This is a genomic window from Metapseudomonas phytobenefica, assembly GCF_043392685.1.
Taxonomy (GTDB): domain Bacteria; phylum Pseudomonadota; class Gammaproteobacteria; order Pseudomonadales; family Pseudomonadaceae; genus Metapseudomonas.
In genome coordinates, this window is sequence record NZ_JBHZGM010000037.1 from 17,030 (window position 1) to 34,953 (window position 17,924).

20 protein-coding genes are annotated in these 17,924 nt (G+C 66.6%); 12 read left to right on the forward strand and 8 right to left on the reverse strand.

Translation table 11 applies throughout. The features are described from left to right. The first annotated feature begins 118 nt into the window (after positions 1–118). The 8 genes from ACFW0B_RS22565 to ACFW0B_RS22600 all read left to right on the forward strand — a co-directional run bounded on the left by ACFW0B_RS22565 (position 119) and on the right by ACFW0B_RS22600 (position 7,319). On the forward strand, positions 119–1,582 hold the full coding sequence (locus tag ACFW0B_RS22565) for an aldehyde dehydrogenase family protein (RefSeq protein ID WP_449151209.1): 1,464 nt from the start codon (positions 119–121) through the stop codon (positions 1,580–1,582). A gap of 8 nt (positions 1,583–1,590) precedes the next feature. Beyond that, positions 1,591–2,658, forward strand: coding sequence for a maleylacetate reductase (locus tag ACFW0B_RS22570; RefSeq protein ID WP_449151210.1), 1,068 nt, complete (start codon positions 1,591–1,593; stop codon positions 2,656–2,658). A 105-nt stretch (positions 2,659–2,763) separates the two neighbouring features. Continuing rightward, positions 2,764–3,639 (forward strand): intradiol ring-cleavage dioxygenase, encoded by an 876-nt coding sequence (locus ACFW0B_RS22575; RefSeq protein WP_449151211.1) that lies wholly within the window; start codon positions 2,764–2,766, stop codon positions 3,637–3,639. After that, positions 3,636–3,947, forward strand: coding sequence for a YciI family protein (locus ACFW0B_RS22580; protein ID WP_449151212.1), 312 nt, complete (start codon positions 3,636–3,638; stop codon positions 3,945–3,947). Before ACFW0B_RS22575 ends, ACFW0B_RS22580 begins: the two co-directional genes overlap by 4 nt. Continuing rightward, a complete protein-coding gene (locus ACFW0B_RS22585) occupies positions 3,944–4,273 on the forward strand; it encodes a Rieske (2Fe-2S) protein (protein WP_449151213.1) in 330 nt (109 codons plus the stop codon). The genes ACFW0B_RS22580 and ACFW0B_RS22585 overlap by 4 nt, the downstream gene beginning before the upstream one ends. Positions 4,274–4,486: 213 nt before the next feature. Next, positions 4,487–5,371 carry a LysR family transcriptional regulator gene (locus tag ACFW0B_RS22590; RefSeq protein ID WP_449151214.1) on the forward strand — a complete coding sequence of 295 codons (885 nt, stop codon included), beginning with the start codon at positions 4,487–4,489 and terminating at the stop codon, positions 5,369–5,371. Between the two features lie 47 nt (positions 5,372–5,418). Further along, complete coding sequence (locus tag ACFW0B_RS22595) at positions 5,419–6,081, forward strand: YceH family protein (protein WP_449151215.1); 663 nt, start codon at positions 5,419–5,421, stop codon at positions 6,079–6,081. Positions 6,082–6,188: 107 nt separating this feature from the next. Next, positions 6,189–7,319 carry a M14 family metallopeptidase gene (locus ACFW0B_RS22600; RefSeq protein ID WP_449151216.1) on the forward strand — a complete coding sequence of 377 codons (1,131 nt, stop codon included), beginning with the start codon at positions 6,189–6,191 and terminating at the stop codon, positions 7,317–7,319. Positions 7,320–7,452: 133 nt separating this feature from the next. Here the strand turns inward: ACFW0B_RS22600 and epsC are convergent, their stop codons facing one another. After that, positions 7,453–8,394, reverse strand: coding sequence for a serine O-acetyltransferase EpsC (gene epsC, locus ACFW0B_RS22605; protein WP_449151217.1), 942 nt, complete (start codon positions 8,392–8,394; stop codon positions 7,453–7,455). Between the two features lie 90 nt (positions 8,395–8,484). Continuing rightward, on the reverse strand, positions 8,485–9,378 hold the full coding sequence (gene rhtA, locus ACFW0B_RS22610) for a threonine/homoserine exporter RhtA (protein WP_449151218.1): 894 nt from the start codon (positions 9,376–9,378) through the stop codon (positions 8,485–8,487). A 60-nt stretch (positions 9,379–9,438) separates the two neighbouring features. On the opposite strand from rhtA, the gene ACFW0B_RS22615 reads away from it, so the two are divergent. Next, positions 9,439–10,029: a helix-turn-helix domain-containing protein gene (locus tag ACFW0B_RS22615; RefSeq protein WP_449151219.1), complete on the forward strand. Its 591-nt coding sequence runs from the start codon at positions 9,439–9,441 to the stop codon at positions 10,027–10,029. 221 nt (positions 10,030–10,250) lie between these two features. Here ACFW0B_RS22615 and ACFW0B_RS22620 read toward each other — a convergent pair whose 3' ends face one another. The 5 genes from ACFW0B_RS22620 to ACFW0B_RS22640 form a co-directional block, all read right to left on the reverse strand. Continuing rightward, the gene (locus tag ACFW0B_RS22620) at positions 10,251–10,580 is read right to left on the reverse strand and encodes a DUF5629 family protein (RefSeq protein WP_449151220.1); all 330 of its coding nucleotides are present in this window, start codon (positions 10,578–10,580) and stop codon (positions 10,251–10,253) included. Between the two features lie 52 nt (positions 10,581–10,632). Then, positions 10,633–11,733: a 2OG-Fe(II) oxygenase gene (locus ACFW0B_RS22625; RefSeq protein ID WP_449151221.1), complete on the reverse strand. Its 1,101-nt coding sequence runs from the start codon at positions 11,731–11,733 to the stop codon at positions 10,633–10,635. A 196-nt stretch (positions 11,734–11,929) separates the two neighbouring features. Beyond that, a complete protein-coding gene (locus tag ACFW0B_RS22630; RefSeq protein ID WP_449151222.1) occupies positions 11,930–12,184 on the reverse strand; it encodes a DUF2790 domain-containing protein in 255 nt (84 codons plus the stop codon). Then, on the reverse strand, positions 12,181–12,792 hold the full coding sequence (locus ACFW0B_RS22635; RefSeq protein WP_449151223.1) for a cytochrome b: 612 nt from the start codon (positions 12,790–12,792) through the stop codon (positions 12,181–12,183). Before ACFW0B_RS22635 ends, ACFW0B_RS22630 begins: the two co-directional genes overlap by 4 nt. Then, on the reverse strand, positions 12,789–13,847 hold the full coding sequence (locus ACFW0B_RS22640) for a catalase family peroxidase (RefSeq protein WP_449151224.1): 1,059 nt from the start codon (positions 13,845–13,847) through the stop codon (positions 12,789–12,791). The genes ACFW0B_RS22635 and ACFW0B_RS22640 overlap by 4 nt, the downstream gene beginning before the upstream one ends. A gap of 139 nt (positions 13,848–13,986) precedes the next feature. Between ACFW0B_RS22640 and ACFW0B_RS22645 the strand changes: the two genes are divergently transcribed. The 3 genes from ACFW0B_RS22645 to ACFW0B_RS22655 all read left to right on the forward strand — a co-directional run bounded on the left by ACFW0B_RS22645 (position 13,987) and on the right by ACFW0B_RS22655 (position 16,352). Continuing rightward, positions 13,987–14,493 (forward strand): sigma-70 family RNA polymerase sigma factor, encoded by a 507-nt coding sequence (locus ACFW0B_RS22645; protein WP_449151225.1) that lies wholly within the window; start codon positions 13,987–13,989, stop codon positions 14,491–14,493. Beyond that, positions 14,490–15,233, forward strand: a complete 744-nt coding sequence (locus ACFW0B_RS22650; protein WP_449151226.1) for an anti-sigma factor family protein — start codon at positions 14,490–14,492, stop codon at positions 15,231–15,233. The genes ACFW0B_RS22645 and ACFW0B_RS22650 overlap by 4 nt, the downstream gene beginning before the upstream one ends. Positions 15,234–15,422: 189 nt before the next feature. Continuing rightward, positions 15,423–16,352, forward strand: coding sequence for a malate dehydrogenase (locus ACFW0B_RS22655; RefSeq protein ID WP_449151227.1), 930 nt, complete (start codon positions 15,423–15,425; stop codon positions 16,350–16,352). Positions 16,353–16,513: 161 nt separating this feature from the next. On the opposite strand, the gene lpdA is transcribed toward ACFW0B_RS22655, so the two are convergent. Beyond that, positions 16,514–17,914, reverse strand: a complete 1,401-nt coding sequence (lpdA, locus tag ACFW0B_RS22660; protein WP_449151228.1) for a dihydrolipoyl dehydrogenase — start codon at positions 17,912–17,914, stop codon at positions 16,514–16,516. Between the last annotated feature and the right edge of the window lie 10 nt (positions 17,915–17,924).

Genomic DNA, 17,924 nt, shown 5'->3' on the forward strand with positions numbered 1-17,924 from the left:
GCCAGCTCCGGTGCTTGATTGCCCCTCTCCCCAACCCTCTGCCCGAAGGGGAGAGGGAGCCACTTCACGTCACACATAGGTGTCGCGGTTCACCAGCGGCGCCCGGAGAGCTTTTCCCATGCAGAACCAACTCTTCATCGACGGCCGCTTCGTACCGGCCCTGAAGGGCGGGACCATCGAAGTCCTGTCGCCTAACGACGGCTCGCTGATTACCCATATCGCTGCCGCCGAAGCCGAGGACGTCGACCTGGCGGTGGCCGCCGCCAAGCGGGCATTCCCGGCCTGGGCCGCACTGTCTGGCGCCGAGCGTGGGCGCCTGCTGCTGAAGCTGGCGGACAAGATCGAGGAACACCTCGAAGAGCTGGCCCAGCTGGAATCCCTGGACACCGGCCACCCGATTCGCGACTCCCGCAGCCTGGACGTGCCGCGCACCGCTGCCTGCTTCCGCTACTTCGGCGGCATGGCCGACAAGATCGAAGGCGCGGTGATCCCGGTGGAAGCCGGTTTCCTCAATTACGTGCAGCGCAAGCCCATCGGCGTGGTCGGCCAGATCGTGCCGTGGAACTTCCCGCTGATGTTCACCAGTTGGAAGATGGGCCCGGCGCTGGCCGCCGGCAACACGGTGGTGATCAAACCGTCGGAGATCACGCCGCTGTCCACCTTGCGCATCGCCGAACTGATGAAGGAAGTGGGCTTCCCCGATGGCGTGGTCAACGTGGTGCCGGGTTACGGACATACCGCCGGCCAGCGCCTGGCCGAGCACGAGGACGTGGGCAAGATCGCCTTTACCGGCTCCACCGCCACCGGCCGGCGCATAGTCGAGGCCTCACAGGGCAACCTCAAGCGCGTGCAACTGGAGCTGGGCGGGAAGGGCGCCAATATCGTCTTCGAGGACGCCAACCTGGAGGCCGCGGTGAATGGCGCCGCCTGGGCGATCTTCCATAACCAGGGGCAGGCCTGCATCGCCGGTTCGCGGCTGATCCTGCACGAGCGCATCGCCGACGAGTTCCTCGAACGTTTCATCGCGCTGGCGCGCTCCATCCGCCTGGGCAGCCCGCTGGACCCGGAAACCGAGATGGGGCCGCTGACCTCCGCGCAGCACCGCGATCGCGTGCTGGCCTATGTCGACATCGCCCGTGAGCAGGGCGGGCGCGTCCTCGCTGGCGGCAAGGCGCCCAGCGACCCGGCGCTAGCCGGCGGTTATTACGTCGAGCCGACGGTGGTGGAAGCCCAGCCGGACCACCGTGTGGCCCAGGAAGAAGTATTCGGACCCTTCGTCACCGTGTTGCGCTTCTCCACGGACGAAGAAGCCCTGGCAATCGCCAACGGCACCCAGTACGGGCTTGGCAGCGGCCTGTGGACCCGCGACCTGCAGCGCGCCCACCGCATGGCGGCGAACATTCACGCCGGCATGTGCTGGATCAACTGCTACAAACGCGTCAGCCCCGGCAGCCCTTTCGGTGGCGTCGGCCAGTCCGGCTATGGCCGCGAGATGGGATTTGAAGCCATCCACGACTACACCGAGGCCCGCTCCGTGTGGGTCAACGTGGACGCGAAGATTCCGCCCCATTTCAAGCGCTGAGGTTGACCATGAATCCATTCATCTACCAAGGCCTGGCATCCCGCGTGGTATTCGGCTGGGGCAAGCTGGACTCGCTGGCCGAGGAACTGGACGCACTCGGTGCCCGCCGCGCGCTGATCCTCACCACCCCGGAACAACGGCACCTCGGCGAACGGGTGGCGGCGATCCTCGGTGAGCGCGCTGCCGGCGTTTACCCCGAGGCGGTGATGCATGTGCCGGTGGAAGTGGCCCGCGCGGCCCGCGCCGAAGCGGCCCGACTGGATGCCGATTGCTGCGTGGCCATCGGCGGTGGTTCCACCATCGGCCTGGGCAAGGCCATCGCCCTGGAGTCCGGCCTGCCGATTCTCGCGGTGCCGACCACCTATGCCGGTTCGGAAATGACGCCCATCTACGGCCTGACCGAGAACCGCCTGAAGAAGACCGGTCGCGACGTCCGCGTGCTGCCGAAAACCGTGGTCTACGACCCGCAGCTGACCCTGAGCCTGCCGCCGGCGATTTCCGCCTGCTCCGGTATGAACGCCATGGCTCACGCAGTGGAGGCGCTCTACGCCCAGGACGCCAATCCGATCATTACGCTGATGGCGGAAGAGTCCATCCGCGCCCTGGCCGAGGCGCTGCCGGGCGTGGTGGCCGATCCGCAGGACGCCGAATCCCGCAGCCGCGCGCTTTACGGCGCGTGGCTGGCCGGTATCTGCCTGGGTTCGGTAGGCATGGCCGTCCACCACAAGCTCTGCCACACCCTGGGCGGCACCTTCAACCTGCCCCATGCCCAGGCCCATGCGGTGGTGCTGCCCCATGCCGCCCACTACAACCACGACGCTGCCGCCGAGCCGCTGCGCCGCGCCGCGCGTGCCCTGGGCGGGCAGGAAGCGGAGGAGGTGGGGCCTCTGATCTTCGCCCTCAACCAGAAACTGGGCATTCCGGCCTCCCTGGCCGAAATCGGCCTGCCCGAGGAAGGACCGGCGGAGACGGCGCTGATCGCCTGTTCCAGCCCCTACTACAACCCGCGCCCGTTCGAGCAGGACGCTATCGAAGCCATGCTCGTGCGCGCCTGGCAGGGCCTGCCGCCGGCCTGACGTCGCTCGTAGGGTGCGCCGCGCGCACCAGATCGCCTGCACGGAGGTTTCGGTGCGCACGGCGCACCCTACGGCTAAGCAAACCTGGACCCACGGGAACACAAGATGAACAACATCCCGAGCAACGAAGCGAAGATTTCCGCCCAGGCGGTTGCCGCCTTCGCCAACACGCCCAACCCGCGTCTGCGCCAGGTGGTGCAGAGCCTGGTGCGGCACCTCCACGCCTTCGCCAGCGAAGTGGAACTGAGCGAAGAGGAATGGCTGGAAGGCATCCGCTTCCTCACCGATACCGGCAAGAAGTGCGACGGCACCGTGCGCCAGGAATTCATCCTGCTCTCGGATGTGATCGGCCTGTCCATGCTGGTGGACGCCATCAACCACCGTGCCTGCGAATCGGCTACCGAAACCACGGTGTTCGGGCCGTTCTACATTGCCGGCATGCCCGAGCGAGACTACGGCGAGAACATGGCTTTCACCCGGGGCGAACCGGCCCTGGTGCTGGGCCGGGTGCTGGATGCGGCAGGCGAGCCCATTGCCGACGCGCTGCTGGATGTCTGGCAGACCGCGGAGAACGGCATGTACTCCGGGCAGGACCCGGAACAGCCCCTGACCAACCTGCGCGGGCGTTATCGCACCGACGCGCAAGGGCGTTTCGCCATTCGCACCACCTTGCCGGTGAGCTATCCCATTCCCACCGACGGCCCGGTGGGACGCCTGCTGCAAGCCTGCGACCGCCACCCGTGGCGGCCGGCGCACCTGCATTTCATGGTGATGGCGCCGGGGCATCGCACCCTGGTCACCCACCTGTTCAACCATGACGACCCCTACCTGGAGTCGGACGTGGTGTTCGGCGTCAAGGATTCCCTCAAGGTGATCTACCAGCCGTGCCAGGCGAACCATCCCCTTGCGGAGCAATACGGTTTCGACGGAGTGTTCCGCCTGGCCAGCTACGACTTCGTGCTGGAGCGCGGAATCCGATGAGCCAGTACTTCGCCGTCTTCGCCACCGACAAGCCCAATCAGATCGGCCTGCGCAACCTGGTGCGTCCGGCCCATCGCGAGCACCTGCGCAATCCCTATCCGCACCGGGTCGTGGTGCGCCTCGGTGGCCCCACGCTGGATCACGGCAATGGCCGCATGAACGGCACTTTGCTGGTGGTGGAGGCGATGAGCCTGGCTGAGGTGCAGGCCTTTCTCGGCGACGACCCCTATGTGCGCGCCGGGCTGTTCGAGCACATCGAGATCCGTCCCTGGAACTGGGGCCTGGGCAACCCGGAGCTGCGCGGATGAACCCGCTCTGTGCGCTGGAGGACATTGCCGACGGCGGCGCCCTGGCCCTGGAGGCCGAGTTGGAGGGCCAGGCTTTGCCACTGGTGCTGGTGCGCCGTGGCGGGTACGTCTGGGGTTACCGCAACCGCTGCCCGCATTTCTCGGTGCCGCTGGACTTCCGCCCCGGCGAGTTCTGCACCTATCGCAGCCGGGTACTGATGTGCGCCCACCACAGCGCCCTGTTCCGCTTCGAGGACGGCCAGTGCATCGAAGGCCCCTGCGAAGGCAACCGGCTGGAGGCGGTGGCGGTGGGCGTGGTCGAGGGGCGGGTGGTGCTTCTGCGCTGATGCTTAGGGCCGCTCTTTTTGTGGGGGGCGATTTCAATCGCTGTGCGGACCGAAGATACGCCCTGTGGTCCCAAGGGGTAGCTGCGCTGCCCTTCGCGAATGAATTCGCCCCCACAACAGATTGGCCTGCATCGACTATTCCTTAGCAAATGCCAATGCCCAATCCTGTCGGCCCTGCGATAAATGCTCATCGCTCCCCACAGGCAGCCAGATATGAACCTCTTCGAAGATATGCGGGTATTCGTGGTCGTGGTCGAGGCCGGCGGCTTCTCGGCGGCGGCGCAGCGCCTGAACATCGCCAAGTCGGTGGTCAGCCGGCGCATGAGTGCGCTGGAACGGCACCTGGAATGCCGGTTGTTCAATCGCACCACCCGGCGCCTCAGCCTGACCGAGACGGGCCTGGACTATTTCGAGCGCACCCAGCGCATTCTTCGTGATCTGGCCGAGGCCGAGGAGGCCACTCGCAGCCTGCAGAACGAGCTGCGCGGACGGCTGCGGCTGGCGGCGCCGATGTCGTTCGGGCTCAAGTACCTGTCGCCGGCCCTCAACGAGTTCATGCAGGCCCACCCTGGCCTGGAGGTGGAGCTGGACCTGAACGACCGCTACGTGGACCTGGTCAACGAAGGCTACGACCTCACCCTGCGCATCGGCCGCCTGCCGGACTCGACCCTGGTGGCCCGCGAGCTGGGACCGTGCCCCCACGCCATCTGCGCCAGCCCCGGCTACCTCGCCGAACACGGCACCCCGCACGTGCCCGACGACCTGCGCGAGCACCGGTGCCTGGGCTACAAGAACCGCGCCAACAGCAGCCAGTGGCAATTCCTCATGGGGCAGGAATGGCGTTCGGTGACGGTGCGGCCCAGGCTGATCGCCAACAACGGCGAGGTGCTGGCGCAGGCGGCGATGGACGGCCTCGGGCTGGTGTCGCTGCCGCGCTTCCTGCTGGAGGAACATCTCGCCAGTGGCCGGTTGGTGGAGGTGCTGCAGGACTATCCGCTGCCCGCTTCGCAGATCTACGCGGTGTGCCCGCCGGGGCGCCGACTGCCCGCCAAGGTGAGGGCCTTCATCGACTTCCTGGTGCAGCGCTTTTCTCGCTAGCCGGCGGAGACTAGGCTAGTGGCACTTTTCAGTAGACGGATAGTGCTATGTCCACCGAGATCCATGCCCAGTTCGCCGACGCGCCGCTCAACGCCATCGAGGTCCGGCTCCTCGGCAGCCTGATCGAGAAACAGGCCACCACCCCCGAGTCCTACCCGCTGACCCTCAACGCCCTGGTGCTGGCTTGCAACCAGAAGACCAGCCGCGAGCCGGTGATGAACGTCACTCCCGGCCAGGCCGGCCAGTCGCTGCGCAATCTCGAATCGCGTGGCCTGGTGAAACTGGTGATGGGCAGCCGCGCCGACCGTTGGGAACAGCGCGCGGACAAGGCCCTGGAACTGGTGCAGCCGCAGCTGATCCTCATCGGTCTGCTGCTCCTGCGCGGCCCGCAGACCCTTGGCGAGTTGTTGACCCGCAGCAACCGCATGGCCGACTTCGACGACACCGAGCATGTCCGCCACCAGCTCGAACGTCTGATCGCCCGCGGCCTCGCGATGCTGATGCCGCGCCAGGGCGGCCAGCGTGAAGACCGCTACATGCACCTGATGGGCGAGCCGGCCGATCTCGAGGCTCTGCTCGAAGCCCGCGCCAGCCAGCCGGAACGGGGTGGCGAGGCGCGCGCCGCAGCCGACGCCCGCATCGAAGAGCTGGAAGCCCGGGTCGCCGATCTGGAAGCCCGCCTGGCCCGCCTGGAAGACCGCGGCGAATGACCCCACACGGGGCGCCGGCTGTCCGTCGATGTCGCCCCGACGATTTCCTGACGCGGTCCGACCTGCGATCCTGTCGCTAACCGTGAACACCGCCCACTGAGGTATCCATGAAGATCAGCTCTGACTTCGACAGCGGCAATATCGAAGTGATTGACGCCAGCGACCCGCAACAGGTGCTGCTGGCGATTCGCCCGGATTCGAAGAGCCACCACTTCCAGTGGTTCCACTTCAAGGTCGAGGGCATGACCCCCGGCCAGCGTCATGGCTTCAGCCTGACCAACGCCGGGCAGTCCGCCTACAGCCACGCCTGGACCGGCTACAACGCCGCCGCCTCCTACGACCAGGTCAACTGGTTCCGCGTCCCCAGCAGTTTCGACGACAAGGGCCTGCACTTCGCCCTCGAGCCCACCCACGAGCAGATCTGGTTCGCCTATTTCGAACCCTACAGCCGCGCCCGCCACGACTGGCTGATCAGCGAAGCCCTGGACAATGCCGGCGCCGAAGTGCTGGCGGTGGGCAAGAGCATCGAAGGCCGCGAGATTCCGCTGCTGCGCGTCAGCCGCAACCCGAACGCCCAGCGCAAGGTCTGGATCATCGCCCAGCAGCACCCCGGCGAGCACATGGCCGAGTGGTACATGGAAGGGGTGATCGAGCGTCTGTCGAAGGAGGGCGATCGCGAGATCGACGCGCTGCTGGCCAAGGCCGACCTCTATCTGGTGCCGAACATGAACCCGGACGGCGCCTTCCGCGGCCACCTGCGCACCAACGCCGCCGGCAAGGACCTCAACCGCGCCTGGCAGTCGGCCGACGACACCGAAACCCCGGAGGTGTTCTTCGTCCAGCAGCAGATGCGCAAGGTGGGCGTAGACCTGTTCCTCGACATCCACGGCGACGAGGAAATCCCCCACGTGTTCACCGCCGGCTGCGAAGGCAACCCCGGCTACACGCCGCGCCTGGAAGCCCTGGAGAACGAATTCCGCCAGCGCCTGGTGGACATCGGCGCGGAGTTCCAGACGGCATTCGGCTATCCCCGCGACGAGCCGGGCAAGGCCAACACCACCCTGGCGTGCAACGCCGTGGGCATGGCCTTCGACTGCCTGTCCTTCACCATCGAGATGCCGTTCAAGGACCACGACGACAACCCGCATCCGCGTACCGCCTGGAACGGCGAACGTTCCAAGCGCCTGGGCAAGGATGTGCTGTCGGTGATCGCGGCCATGGTGGACAAGCTGCGTTGAGCTGATCGCGCAATGAAAAACGGCCCCTGATGGGGCCGTTTTTGTTGCTGGAAGTGAAAAGCGACTTCCACCCTACTCGCTACGATTTGCCGGTGGGAGCGAATTCATTTGCGAATGAATTCGCTCCACAACGTCAAACCCCGCTTTCGTTCTGCAGGTTGGCCTGGGTGATGTTGCTGCCTTCCGGCACGCTGCGGGTCAGCCAGACGTTACCGCCGATGGTCGAGCCCTTGCCGATGGTGATGCGGCCGAGGATGGTCGCGCCGGCGTAGATCACTACGTCGTCTTCGACTATCGGGTGGCGCGGCTGGCCCTTCTGCAGGTTCCCTTCCTCGTCCGCCGGGAAGCGCTTGGCGCCCAGGGTCACGGCCTGGTAGATGCGCACCCGCTCGCCGATGATCGCGGTCTCGCCGATCACCACGCCGGTGCCGTGGTCGATGAAGAAGCTCTTGCCGATCTGCGCGCCGGGGTGGATGTCGATGCCGGTGGCGGAGTGGGCGATTTCGGCGATCATCCGCGCCAGCAGCGGCAGGCCGGCCTGGTAGAAGTAGTGGGCCAGGCGGTGGTGGATCACCGCGTGTACGCCCGGATAGCAGATCAGTACTTCATCCACGCTGCGCGCCGCCGGGTCGCCCTGGAAGGCGGCCAGCACGTCGGTATCCAGCAGCACCCGCAGCTTGGGCAGGGTGGCGGCGAAGCCCTTGACGATCTCGATGGCCTGGCAGGCGATGTCGTCGCCGCTGGCGCCATTGTGGCGCGCGGCGTAGGAAAGCTCGCGGCGCACCTCGCCGGCCAGGGCGTTGAGTGCCACGTCCAGGGTATGGCCGACATAGAAGTCCTCGCTCTCTTCGCGCAGGTCGGCCGGGCCCAGGCGCATGGGGAAGAGGGCGCCGGACAGCGCCTCGATGATGTGCCCGACGGTGACGCGCGCGGGCAGTTCGCGGCCGCCACGGTCCTGCAGGCGACCGTGCTGGCTGCGCCACTGGGCGCGGGCGTCGCGCAGGTCGCTGACGATCTGGTCCAGTTGCCAGTTCACCGGCTGGCAGCCGGTGGCGACATAGGGAAGTCTGTTCATTGGGGTACCTGTAAGACGCGGTCCGGATCGCTATAGCCTGCGGAGAATCACCCGTTCTCCGCAAGAGAAAATTCAGCGGGAATGCCCGGATCAGTCGGCGGGCACCAGGGGCTGGGACGACTGGCGGGAAGACGCGGTGACGGTGCAGCCGACGGAGGCGAGGATGATGCAGAAGATTGCCAGCCACTGCAGCGGCGACAGGTGCTCGCCGAGGAAGATCAGCCCGGAAAGGGCGCCGAATGCGGGCTCGATACTCATCAGGGTGCCGAAGGTCTGTGTCGGCAGGCGCGTCAGGGCGACCATTTCCAGGCTGTAGGGGATGGCCGTGGAGAGCAGGGCGACGCCCAGTGCGATGGGCAACAGTTCCGGACGCAGCAGGTCGGCTCCGGCATGGACGATGCCGATCGGCGCCGTGACCATGGCCGCCACCAGCACGCCGAGGGCCGCCCCCTGCATGCCGTGGTCGCTGCCGGCCCTGGCGCCGTAGAGGATGTACAGCGCCCAGCAGACACCCGCGCCGAGGGCGTAGGCGATGCCGGTCAGGTCCAGGTGGGCTTCGTTCTTGCCCAGTGGCAGCAGGAGCCAGAGGCCCAGCGCTGCCAGGCCGATCCAGATGAAGTCGATGGCGCGGCGCGAGGCGAACAGCGCGACCGCCAGGGGGCCGGTGAATTCGAGGGCTACGGCGATGCCCAGCGGGATGGTGCGCAGGGACATGTAGAACATCAGGTTCATGCCGCCCAGGGCCAGGCCGTAGAGGATCAGCGGTTTGAGAGATGCCCTGCTGATGCGTGCCTGCCAGGGCCGCAGGAGCAGCGCGAGGATGATGGCCGCGAACACCAGGCGCAGGGTGGTGGTGCCTTGGGCGCCGATCACCGGGAACAGGCTTTTGGCGAGTGAAGCGCCGCCCTGGACGGAGGCCATCGCCACCAGGAGGAGGGAAACGGGCAGCAGGGTGGAGGCGAGGCGGCGCGACAGCGAGGTCATGGTGGCTGATCCGGCAGAACGGTAGGAGGCTGGCGTATTCGAGTGCTAATGTGCAACATAATGCGCAAAAGCCAGGGTGTGAGCAATATGTTGCCCAATTCCGATGAACGTCCCAACGTTCTCGAACACGTCTCCGAGAACGTCCGCCGCCTGCGCCGCGCCGCTGGCCTCAGCCAGGAAGCCCTGGCCACAGCCGCTGGCGTCAGCCGGCGCATGCTGGTGGGCATCGAAGGCGGCGATGTGAATGTCAGCCTGGCTACGCTGGACCGCATTGCCGCCGCCCTTGGCGTGCTCTTCCCCGATCTGGTGCAGCAACCGGATCGCCCCGATCGGTCCCGCATCAACGCCGTGGCCTGGGTGGGCAGCAAGCCTGGCAGCCAGGCCACCTTGCTGGCGAGTTCAAAGACGCGGCATGAAGTGGAACTCTGGCGCTGGTCCCTCGCGCCGGGCGAGCGCTACAAGGCCGAACCGGATGCCGAAGGCTGGCGGGAGATGGTCTATGTGATCGAAGGCGAGCTGACCGTGCTGCACAGCGGCGAGACGCATCAGGTAGCGGCCGGGGATTTCCTGGTGTTCGGTAGCGACCAGCCCTACATCTATGCCAACGAAGGCGAACGACTGGTGTGCTTCGTGCGCAATGTCCTGACCTGAAGCGGCTTCAGGGGGACGACTACGCCATCCTTGGCGAATGAATTCGCCCCCACAGGAGATGCCCCCTGCAGCGGGGGTGGGTTTGGCATTGTGGGGGCGATTTCAATCGCTAAGCGGACCGCAGGTTCGCCCGGTGATCAGTAGGGGACGGCTACGCCATCCTTGGCGAATGAATTCGCCCCCACAGGAGAAGGCCACCCTACAGCAGCCGCGCAGGCAGCTCATTCCTGCTCGTCTTCATCCTCGGCATCGCCGCCGAAGGCATCCAGGCAGCGCAAGGCGTGTTCGCCATCGGCACCGGCCAGTTTCCAGCAGCCGCTTTCGGCGTCGAAGCGCGCGGCTTGCACGGCGGCCTGGGTGAAGCGCCATTCGCGGCGGGAGCGGCCGTCCATGCATTCGATGCGCAGTAGCTGGGCCTCGGGGTCTCCCGCCTGGCCGGCGTCCAGCGCCTCCACCAGCGCTTCGTCCAGGTCGAATTCCCAGGCGTGCAGGTCGTCGATTTCCAGCATGTCGGCGTCGAGCAGGGCGTCCAGCAGGTTTTCGTGGCTCATCGGGGTATCCATCAGTCAGTCGCGGGGCGCGGATGATAAGCCAGGCCGCTACTCATTGCTCGGTCGAGCTTTCCAGATACTGCTGGTTTTCCTCGCGGATGCGCCGGGCCTCCTCGTCATAGAGGAAGGGCAGGAACATGTAACGGCGGCCAGCGGTGACGGGCGTGGCTTCGTGCAGCAGCGAACAGGAGAACACCACGGCGCCCCCGGTGGGCGCGCTGTAGAGGCTGCGGCCGAACTCCGGGAAACGCAGCTGGCCGCCTTCGTACTCACCGCTGTTGAGGAACAGGGAAACGGCGAAGCGGCGGTGCGCGGTGCCCTTGGTGGTGTTGTCGCGGTGGGGGCGGAAGTGGCCGCCTTCGGTGGCGTCGTAGCAGGCCACCAGGTAGCGCTCCATACGTGTGGCCTGGAACTGGAATGCTTTCCGGATCTCCGGAACCAGCCGCATGGTGATGCGTTGCATGCAGGACTGGCGCAGCCACTGGTCTTCGACGGAACAGTCGCGGCGGCGCTTGTGATCGTATTCGATCACCTGGACCGTCTTGCCGTCGCGCTCGATCATGTGGCCCGACTCGGCGCCGCCGCGCTGGTCGTAGTAGTCGATCAGCGCCTTGCACAGTTCGGGCTCGAAGATGCGTGGCACTACCAGCACCGGCGCCTGGGGCAGGGCGGGTGTATCGGAGGGAATGGGGTCCTGGGCCTTGAGCAGGCTGATGAGGGTGTCGATGTGGCCTTCGCCGCCGGCCTGGATCGGCAGCACGGCGATCACCCGCAGGCGAGTGTCGAGCAGGTAGGTCAGCTGGCGGATGGCGCCGTTCTCGCGCTGCACGCCAAAGAGGTTGCAGATGCTGCGGTCCATGTCCCAGAAGAAGCGGATGCCCGGCAACAGGTCGCGCACGCGCTGCTGTTCCCGGTCGCGCGGGTCGGCGGTCACCCCGAAGAAGGCAGCCTGGTCGTCGTCGAAGTATTTGCGGTGGGCCAGCAGGTCGGCCAGCACCCGCGCCGCTGTCGGGTCCGCGGCGGAGCCGAGGAAGCACAGGACGATGTAGCGCCCGGCGGTGGTATCGAAGGCGAAGCGTTCGCGGCTGGGGGTGCTGCTGGTGAACCAGGGTACCGCTTCGCCCGGGGGCACGGGGGAATTGCGCTGGGTCATGGTGGTCTCCGTTCTTCTGACGAAAACCTAGTCCAATTGCCGGACGCATGCCTCACGCCCTGCCAGACGTGTCTTCGCAGGGAATGAACGGCACTTTGCCGATTTCCGGATGCCGAAGGCGCAACCAGGATGAGCGCGCCAGCTGGCGCCGAGCCTGCGAATGCTGTCGGGCTTCGCAGGCTCGGCCTGTGGCTGCTCAGTAGTCGTTCTTGCAGCCGGTGCCCCAGACCAGGTACTCGATGGTCTTCGTCTGCATCTGGCTGTCCTCGTAGGTCATGCGTGCCGGCCCGATTCCGCAGAAGGTGGTGAGGTCGGTCATCTGGACCACCCGCGCGATATCCAGGTGCACGCCGTACTCGTACTGGGTGACCGGCGGCGTGGTCTGGTCCGCGGCGGCCAGGGCGACGGTGGAGGCAAGGCTGAGACTCAAGGCGACGACTAGGGTTTTCATGGTGGGGTTCTCCTGCTGGAGAGGTGGTTTGCGGGGAATGCCCGCGCCTGCTGACCGTCAGGCATCGATTGGATGCCACTGCCGGTAGTCATGCTCGAAAGCACGCCATCCCTGCGGATGAGCGCGTGGTAGAGGGCCGCCGCCAGATGCACCAGGATGCTGATGAACAGCAGGTACGCCAGTACAGTGTGGGCCAGGCGCAGCGAGGCATAGAGCCGCGCGTCCGGTGGGACGATAGACGGCAGCAGCAGGGACTCGTGGAGCACCACCGGGTAGTCGCCGGCGGACTGCATGGCCCAACCCACCAGGGGCAGGGCGATCATCAGGGCGTAGAGCAGCAGGTGGGACAGCCTGGCGATGCGTTGCTGCCAGCCGGGCATGTCGCCGGGCAGGGGCGGTAGCGGACCGGCCAGGCGCACGGCCAGGCGAATCAGCACCAGGACCAGCAGCGTCACGCCCAGCGGCTTGTGCAGCGCCACCAGGGTATCGTGGCGCGGCGACAGGTCGCCCACCATGCTGACGCCGATGAAGAGCATGGCCAGCAACAGGATCGCCATCAGCCAGTGGAGGACCCGCAGCAGCGGGCTGAAATGGGTCGGCGTGTTCATGGCTGGACTCCTTGCCCGGCGCCGGGCGCGCCTTCCCGGGTGCGGCGGTTGTAGGACACGGCATAGGCGGCCGAGCGTGCGGCGAGGATCGGGTCGTCGGAGACCTGGATGCCGTCGGGCAGCACTGTCGGGTCGTAGTTGATGTCGCGGCAGGCGCCGCTGTCCTGCGGTTCGGCGCTTTCCACCACCAGGGTGCCGGCATCCACCTGGCGGCGATCTGTCGGCCACTGGCGGGTGGCGTCGTGGGTGGGGTCGCCGGGCTCGGCCAGGGTCAGCATCAGGTGCCAGCGCAATGGGCCTTGCGCGAGGCGTTGCTGCAGGTCGTGGCTGAGGAAGTCCGGGTCGGTTCCGGCAGCTCCCAGGGGCTCGAACGGCGTCTCCGGCTGCACCGACCAGCGCACGAACCGGCCATTGTCGGCGGCGTCCACCAGGCGGAAGGCGTTGATGCCGTTGTAGGCCACGTTGGCGAAGCTGTTGCTGGGCTTGGCGCTCTGCGCCCACTGGCGGAAGGCGGCGCTTTCCGGGTGGGCGGCGAAGAAGGCCTGCATCTTCGCCGGGTCCGGCTTGCCGGTGGCAGGATCGGGGCGGGCGGCCAGCACCTGCTCGTAAAAGGCTTCCGGGGTGGCCACCGGCAACACCGGCGGCGTGTTCATGCCGGTGCGCCACTGCTCGCCGCCGGGCAACTGGAACAGCAGCGCCATGCTGCGGGTGGGTACGCCGGCATCCGGCGCGTGGGGATTGCTGCCGCCGATGGCCAGGCGGCCGATCACCGGCACCTTGCCGTGGGCGAAGACGCTGGCGCGGGACAGCTCTGCGGCCTGGCCGTTGCTCTCGAAGTGGCCGGCAATGCAGATGCCCTTCGCGTGGTTCTTGCGGTAGCCGGGAAATTTGCCGGCGTTGGCCTCGAAGGCGTCGATGATCCGCTGCGGTGTCAGGTGCTCGCCGCCGATCCAGCCGCCGGCGTAGGCGAAAGCGGCTGCCAGTGCGCCGGTGGCGAGGCCGATCACGGCCAGTCGTGCCGCCAGATCGATCCCCTTGGGTGGTGCCTTGCTCATGCGATGCTCCCGGGCGAAATGCCCTTGTCCATGAGCCGGTAAGACGCAGGCAGCGGGGCTTTATTCCCGGCCGGGAATAAAATCCCGCCTCGCACGTCTTTTTGTCGCACCCTTGGCAAGAACGGCACGACACCTGGCTATGAACATGATCGAAGACGCGGAACTGCGGGAGTTATTACAGCGGCTGCGACGTTTCGCACTGTGGCTGACGCGCAACGCGAGCAGCGCCGACGACCTGGTCCAGTCGACCCTGGAACGGGCGCTGTCGCGCTGGAACAGCAAGGGTGATGGCAACCTGCGCGCCTGGTTGTTCGCCATCCTCTACCGGCAGTTCCTCGACGGTCAGCGACGGGCTCGTCGCCACGCGCGGCTGCTGGAATTATTCGGCGGCCGCAACGAGGAAGCGCCTTCCGCCGAGGACCTGGTGGTCAACCAGGCCACGCTCGAAGCCTTCGGCCGGCTGCCGGCGGAGCAGCGCGCGCTGCTGCTCCTGGTGAGCGTGGAAGGGCTCAGCTACAAGGAGACCGCCGATACCCTCGGCATTCCCATCGGCACCGTGATGTCCAGGCTGTCGCGCGCACGCAAGGCGCTGCGCGAGCTGGCCGAGGGCGAGATGTCCAACCCTCATCTGCGGGTACTCAAATGAACGCATTCCATCCCAGCGAAGACGACCTGCACGCTTACCTCGACGGCGAGCTCGACGCCGAGCAGAGCAAGGCGGTGGAAGCCTATCTCGCTACCAACCCGGGAGCGGCCGCCCGGGTGGAGGCCTGGCGACGGGACGCCCAGATGCTCCGCGTAGCCCTGGCCAATCCGGGCCTGGCGCCCAATCCGCGCCTCGACCCGGTGGCCATCCGGGCCTCACTGCGTGCGCGCAAGCAACGCCGCCTGGCCCTGGCGGCTTCCTTCATCCTGGCCCTGGGCGCGGGCGGCCTGGGTGGCTGGCAAGCGCGGGACATGAGCCTGCTGGCGGCCAATCCGCCGATGCAGGATGCCCTCCAGGCCCACCGCCTGTTCGCCGCCAGCCCGGTGGTCGACATCCGCGCCAGGCACCCGGGAGAGCTTCAGGCATGGCTGGATCAGCGCTTCAGCCATGCTGCGCGGATCCCCGACCTCAGTCCCTACGGTTTTACCCCGGTAGGTGGCCGCTGGCTGGTGACCGAACAGGGTGCGGCGGCGTTGCTGCTGTTCGAAGACAGCCAGGGACAACGGGTCAGCCTGTACCTGCGCGCGCCCGGTTCGCTCTACCCGAGGATGAAGCAGGGCCAGCGCCGCGACGGCGATCTGGAGGCCCGGTACTGGTCGAAGGATGGCTACAACTACGCGCTGGTGAGCCGGGAAGGGGACCCGCGCAGCGAGGTACTGGGACGGGCGCTGGCGTTCTGAGGGAGCGGCCGTGGGGGGATGCCTCTTTCACCCACCTTGCATGACCACTGCGCGGCTTCCGGAGGGCCCCAACGCCTATCGAGGCACCCATACCGCTCGTCCTTCGGGTGGCCTTTTTGCGTTAGCGGGCAATACTTCTCTGCAAACGTGGGCGTACTGCTGATGGCGCGCGCCACGGGGAGGTGTCAGGTGAAAAAGCTATCCATTGTGGGTGCCGGCATGGTGGGTGAGGCGGCGGCTCAGATCATCGCCCGGGAAGAGTTCTGCCGTGAGTTGGCGCTGATCGATGTGCAGGGTGAGCTGGCAAAGGGCAAGGCGCTGGACGTCTGGCAGGCGGCAGTCGAGTCAGGTTCCGATACGCGGGTTCATGGCGGCTCCGATGCGAAATTGCTGGAGGATTCCGAGCTGGTGGTGATCACGGCGGGCGTGCCCCGCAAGCCGGGTCAGTCGCGCCAGGATGTATTGAGCATCAACCTGCCGATTCTCGACGGCATCATGCGGGACATCAATCAGCATGCTCCGGCGGCGACGGTGCTGGTGGTGTCGAACCCGGTCGACGTGCTGACCTATCGGGCCTGGAGTCTCAGTAAGCTGGGACGCAAAAGAGTGTTCGGCCAGGCCGGGGTGCTGGATACCGCACGCATGAAGTGTTTCATTGCCGAGGAGACAGGGTTTTCTGCCCGGGATATCACGGCCCTGGTGCTGGGCGGGCATGGCGACAGCATGGTGCCACTGATGCGCTACTGCACGGTCGGTGCGGTGCCGCTGTCTCACTTCCTGTCCAGTGAGCAGATAGAGCGGATTGTCGAGCGCACACGCAAGGGCGGCGGCGAGATCCTGGGCCTGAAGAAGGTGGGGAGCGCCTGCGATGCGCCGGGCGTGGCAATCGCACAGATGGTGGATGCCATCGCCAATGAGAGAAACCTCATTCTGCCGACGGTGGCGATTCTCGAGGGCGAATACGGGCGAACGGATATCGCCATGGGGGTCCCCTGCGTGCTGAGCGCGGAAGGGATTGCGCGGGTGATCGAGTTGCCTCTGGATGAGCAGGAGCAGGCGATGTTCGACCGCTCTGCCGATCAGGTGGCGCGTGATATTGCCGAAATGAAAGCGATGTGAGCAGGGGGCTTCGGCCCCTCCATGAAACCGCTGGTGCGCGCAGCGCACCCTGCGGGGCCGGGGAAGAGGGCGGTTGCCCGCCGCGCGGATTATCAGCGGCCAATGAGGCGGGCCAGACCGCGCACAGCTTCTGGTCCGCCACAAATCCGGCCATACATGGATCAGGCCTGCATCGCCGCTCCATGCACGTCCATCGCCGCCTGGCGCAGGGCTTCGGAACGGGTCGGGTGCGGGTGGCAGATCAGGGCGATGTCTTCGGCCGAGGCGGAGAATTCCATGGCCACGCAGTACTCGCTGATCATCTCGCTGACGCTCGGACCCACCATGTGTACGCCCAGCACTTCGTCGGTGTGCTCGTCCGCCAGGATTTTCACGAAGCCTTCGGTTTCGTGGTTGATCCTGGCCCGGCTGTTGGCGGTGAAGGGGAACTTGCCGACGCGGTAGGGACGCCCTTCGGCTTTCAGCTGTTCCTCGCTCTTGCCCACGCTGGCCACTTCGGGGCGGGTGTAGATCACGTTGGGGATGACGTTGTAGTTCACCTCGGCCGCCTGGCCGGCAATGCGTTCGATGCAGACGATGGCTTCGTCCTCGGCCTTGTGGGCGAGCATCGGGCCGGAGGTGACGTCGCCGATGACCCAGACATTGGGAGCCGGCGTCTGGTGGCGTTCGTTGGCGAGCATGCCGCGGGCGTCGGTGGTCAGGCCGACGCTTTCCAGGCCGAGGCCTTCGGTGTAGGGGCGGCGGCCGATGGCTACCAGCACGTAATCGGCCTTGAGGGTTTCCGCCAGGCCGCCGGCAGCGGGCTCGATGGACAGCTCCACGCCAGTCTTGCCGGACTTGGCGCTGGTGACCTTGGAACCGAGCTTGAAGGTCATGCCCTGTTTGGTCAGGGCGCGTTGCAGGGTCTTGGCGGTTTCATCATCCAGGCCGGGGCAGATGCGGCCGAGGTATTCCACCACCGTCACCTGGGCTCCCAGGCGGCGCCAGACCGAGCCCAGCTCCAGGCCGATCACCCCGGCGCCGATCACCACCAGATGCTTGGGCACCTCCGGCAGCGACAGGGCACCGGTGGAGTCGAGGATGCGTTTGTTGTCGATGGTCACCCCCGGCAACGGCGTGGGTTCGGAGCCGGTGGCGATGACGATGTGGTGGGTTTCCAGCACCTGCTGCTGGCCGTCGGCGGCGGTTACCACCACCTTGCCGGCACCGTCGATACGGCCCCAGCCCTTGACCCATTCCACCTTGTTCTTGCGGAAGAGAAACTCGATGCCCTTGGTCAGGGTGGCTACGCTTTCGGCCTTCTGCGCCATCATCTGCGCCAGGTCGAGCCTGGGTTTGACCTGGATGCCCAGGGTGGCGAACTCCTTGCCGGAGGCCGCTTCGTAGAGTTCCGAGGCATGCAGCAGGGCCTTCGAGGGCATGCAGCCGACGTTCAGGCAGGTGCCGCCCAGGGTTTCCCGGCCTTCGACGCACGCCACCTTCATGCCCAGCTGGCCAGCCTTGATCGCCGCGTTGTAGCCGCCCGGACCACCGCCGATCACCACCACGTCGTATGCGCTCATGGGTTCACCT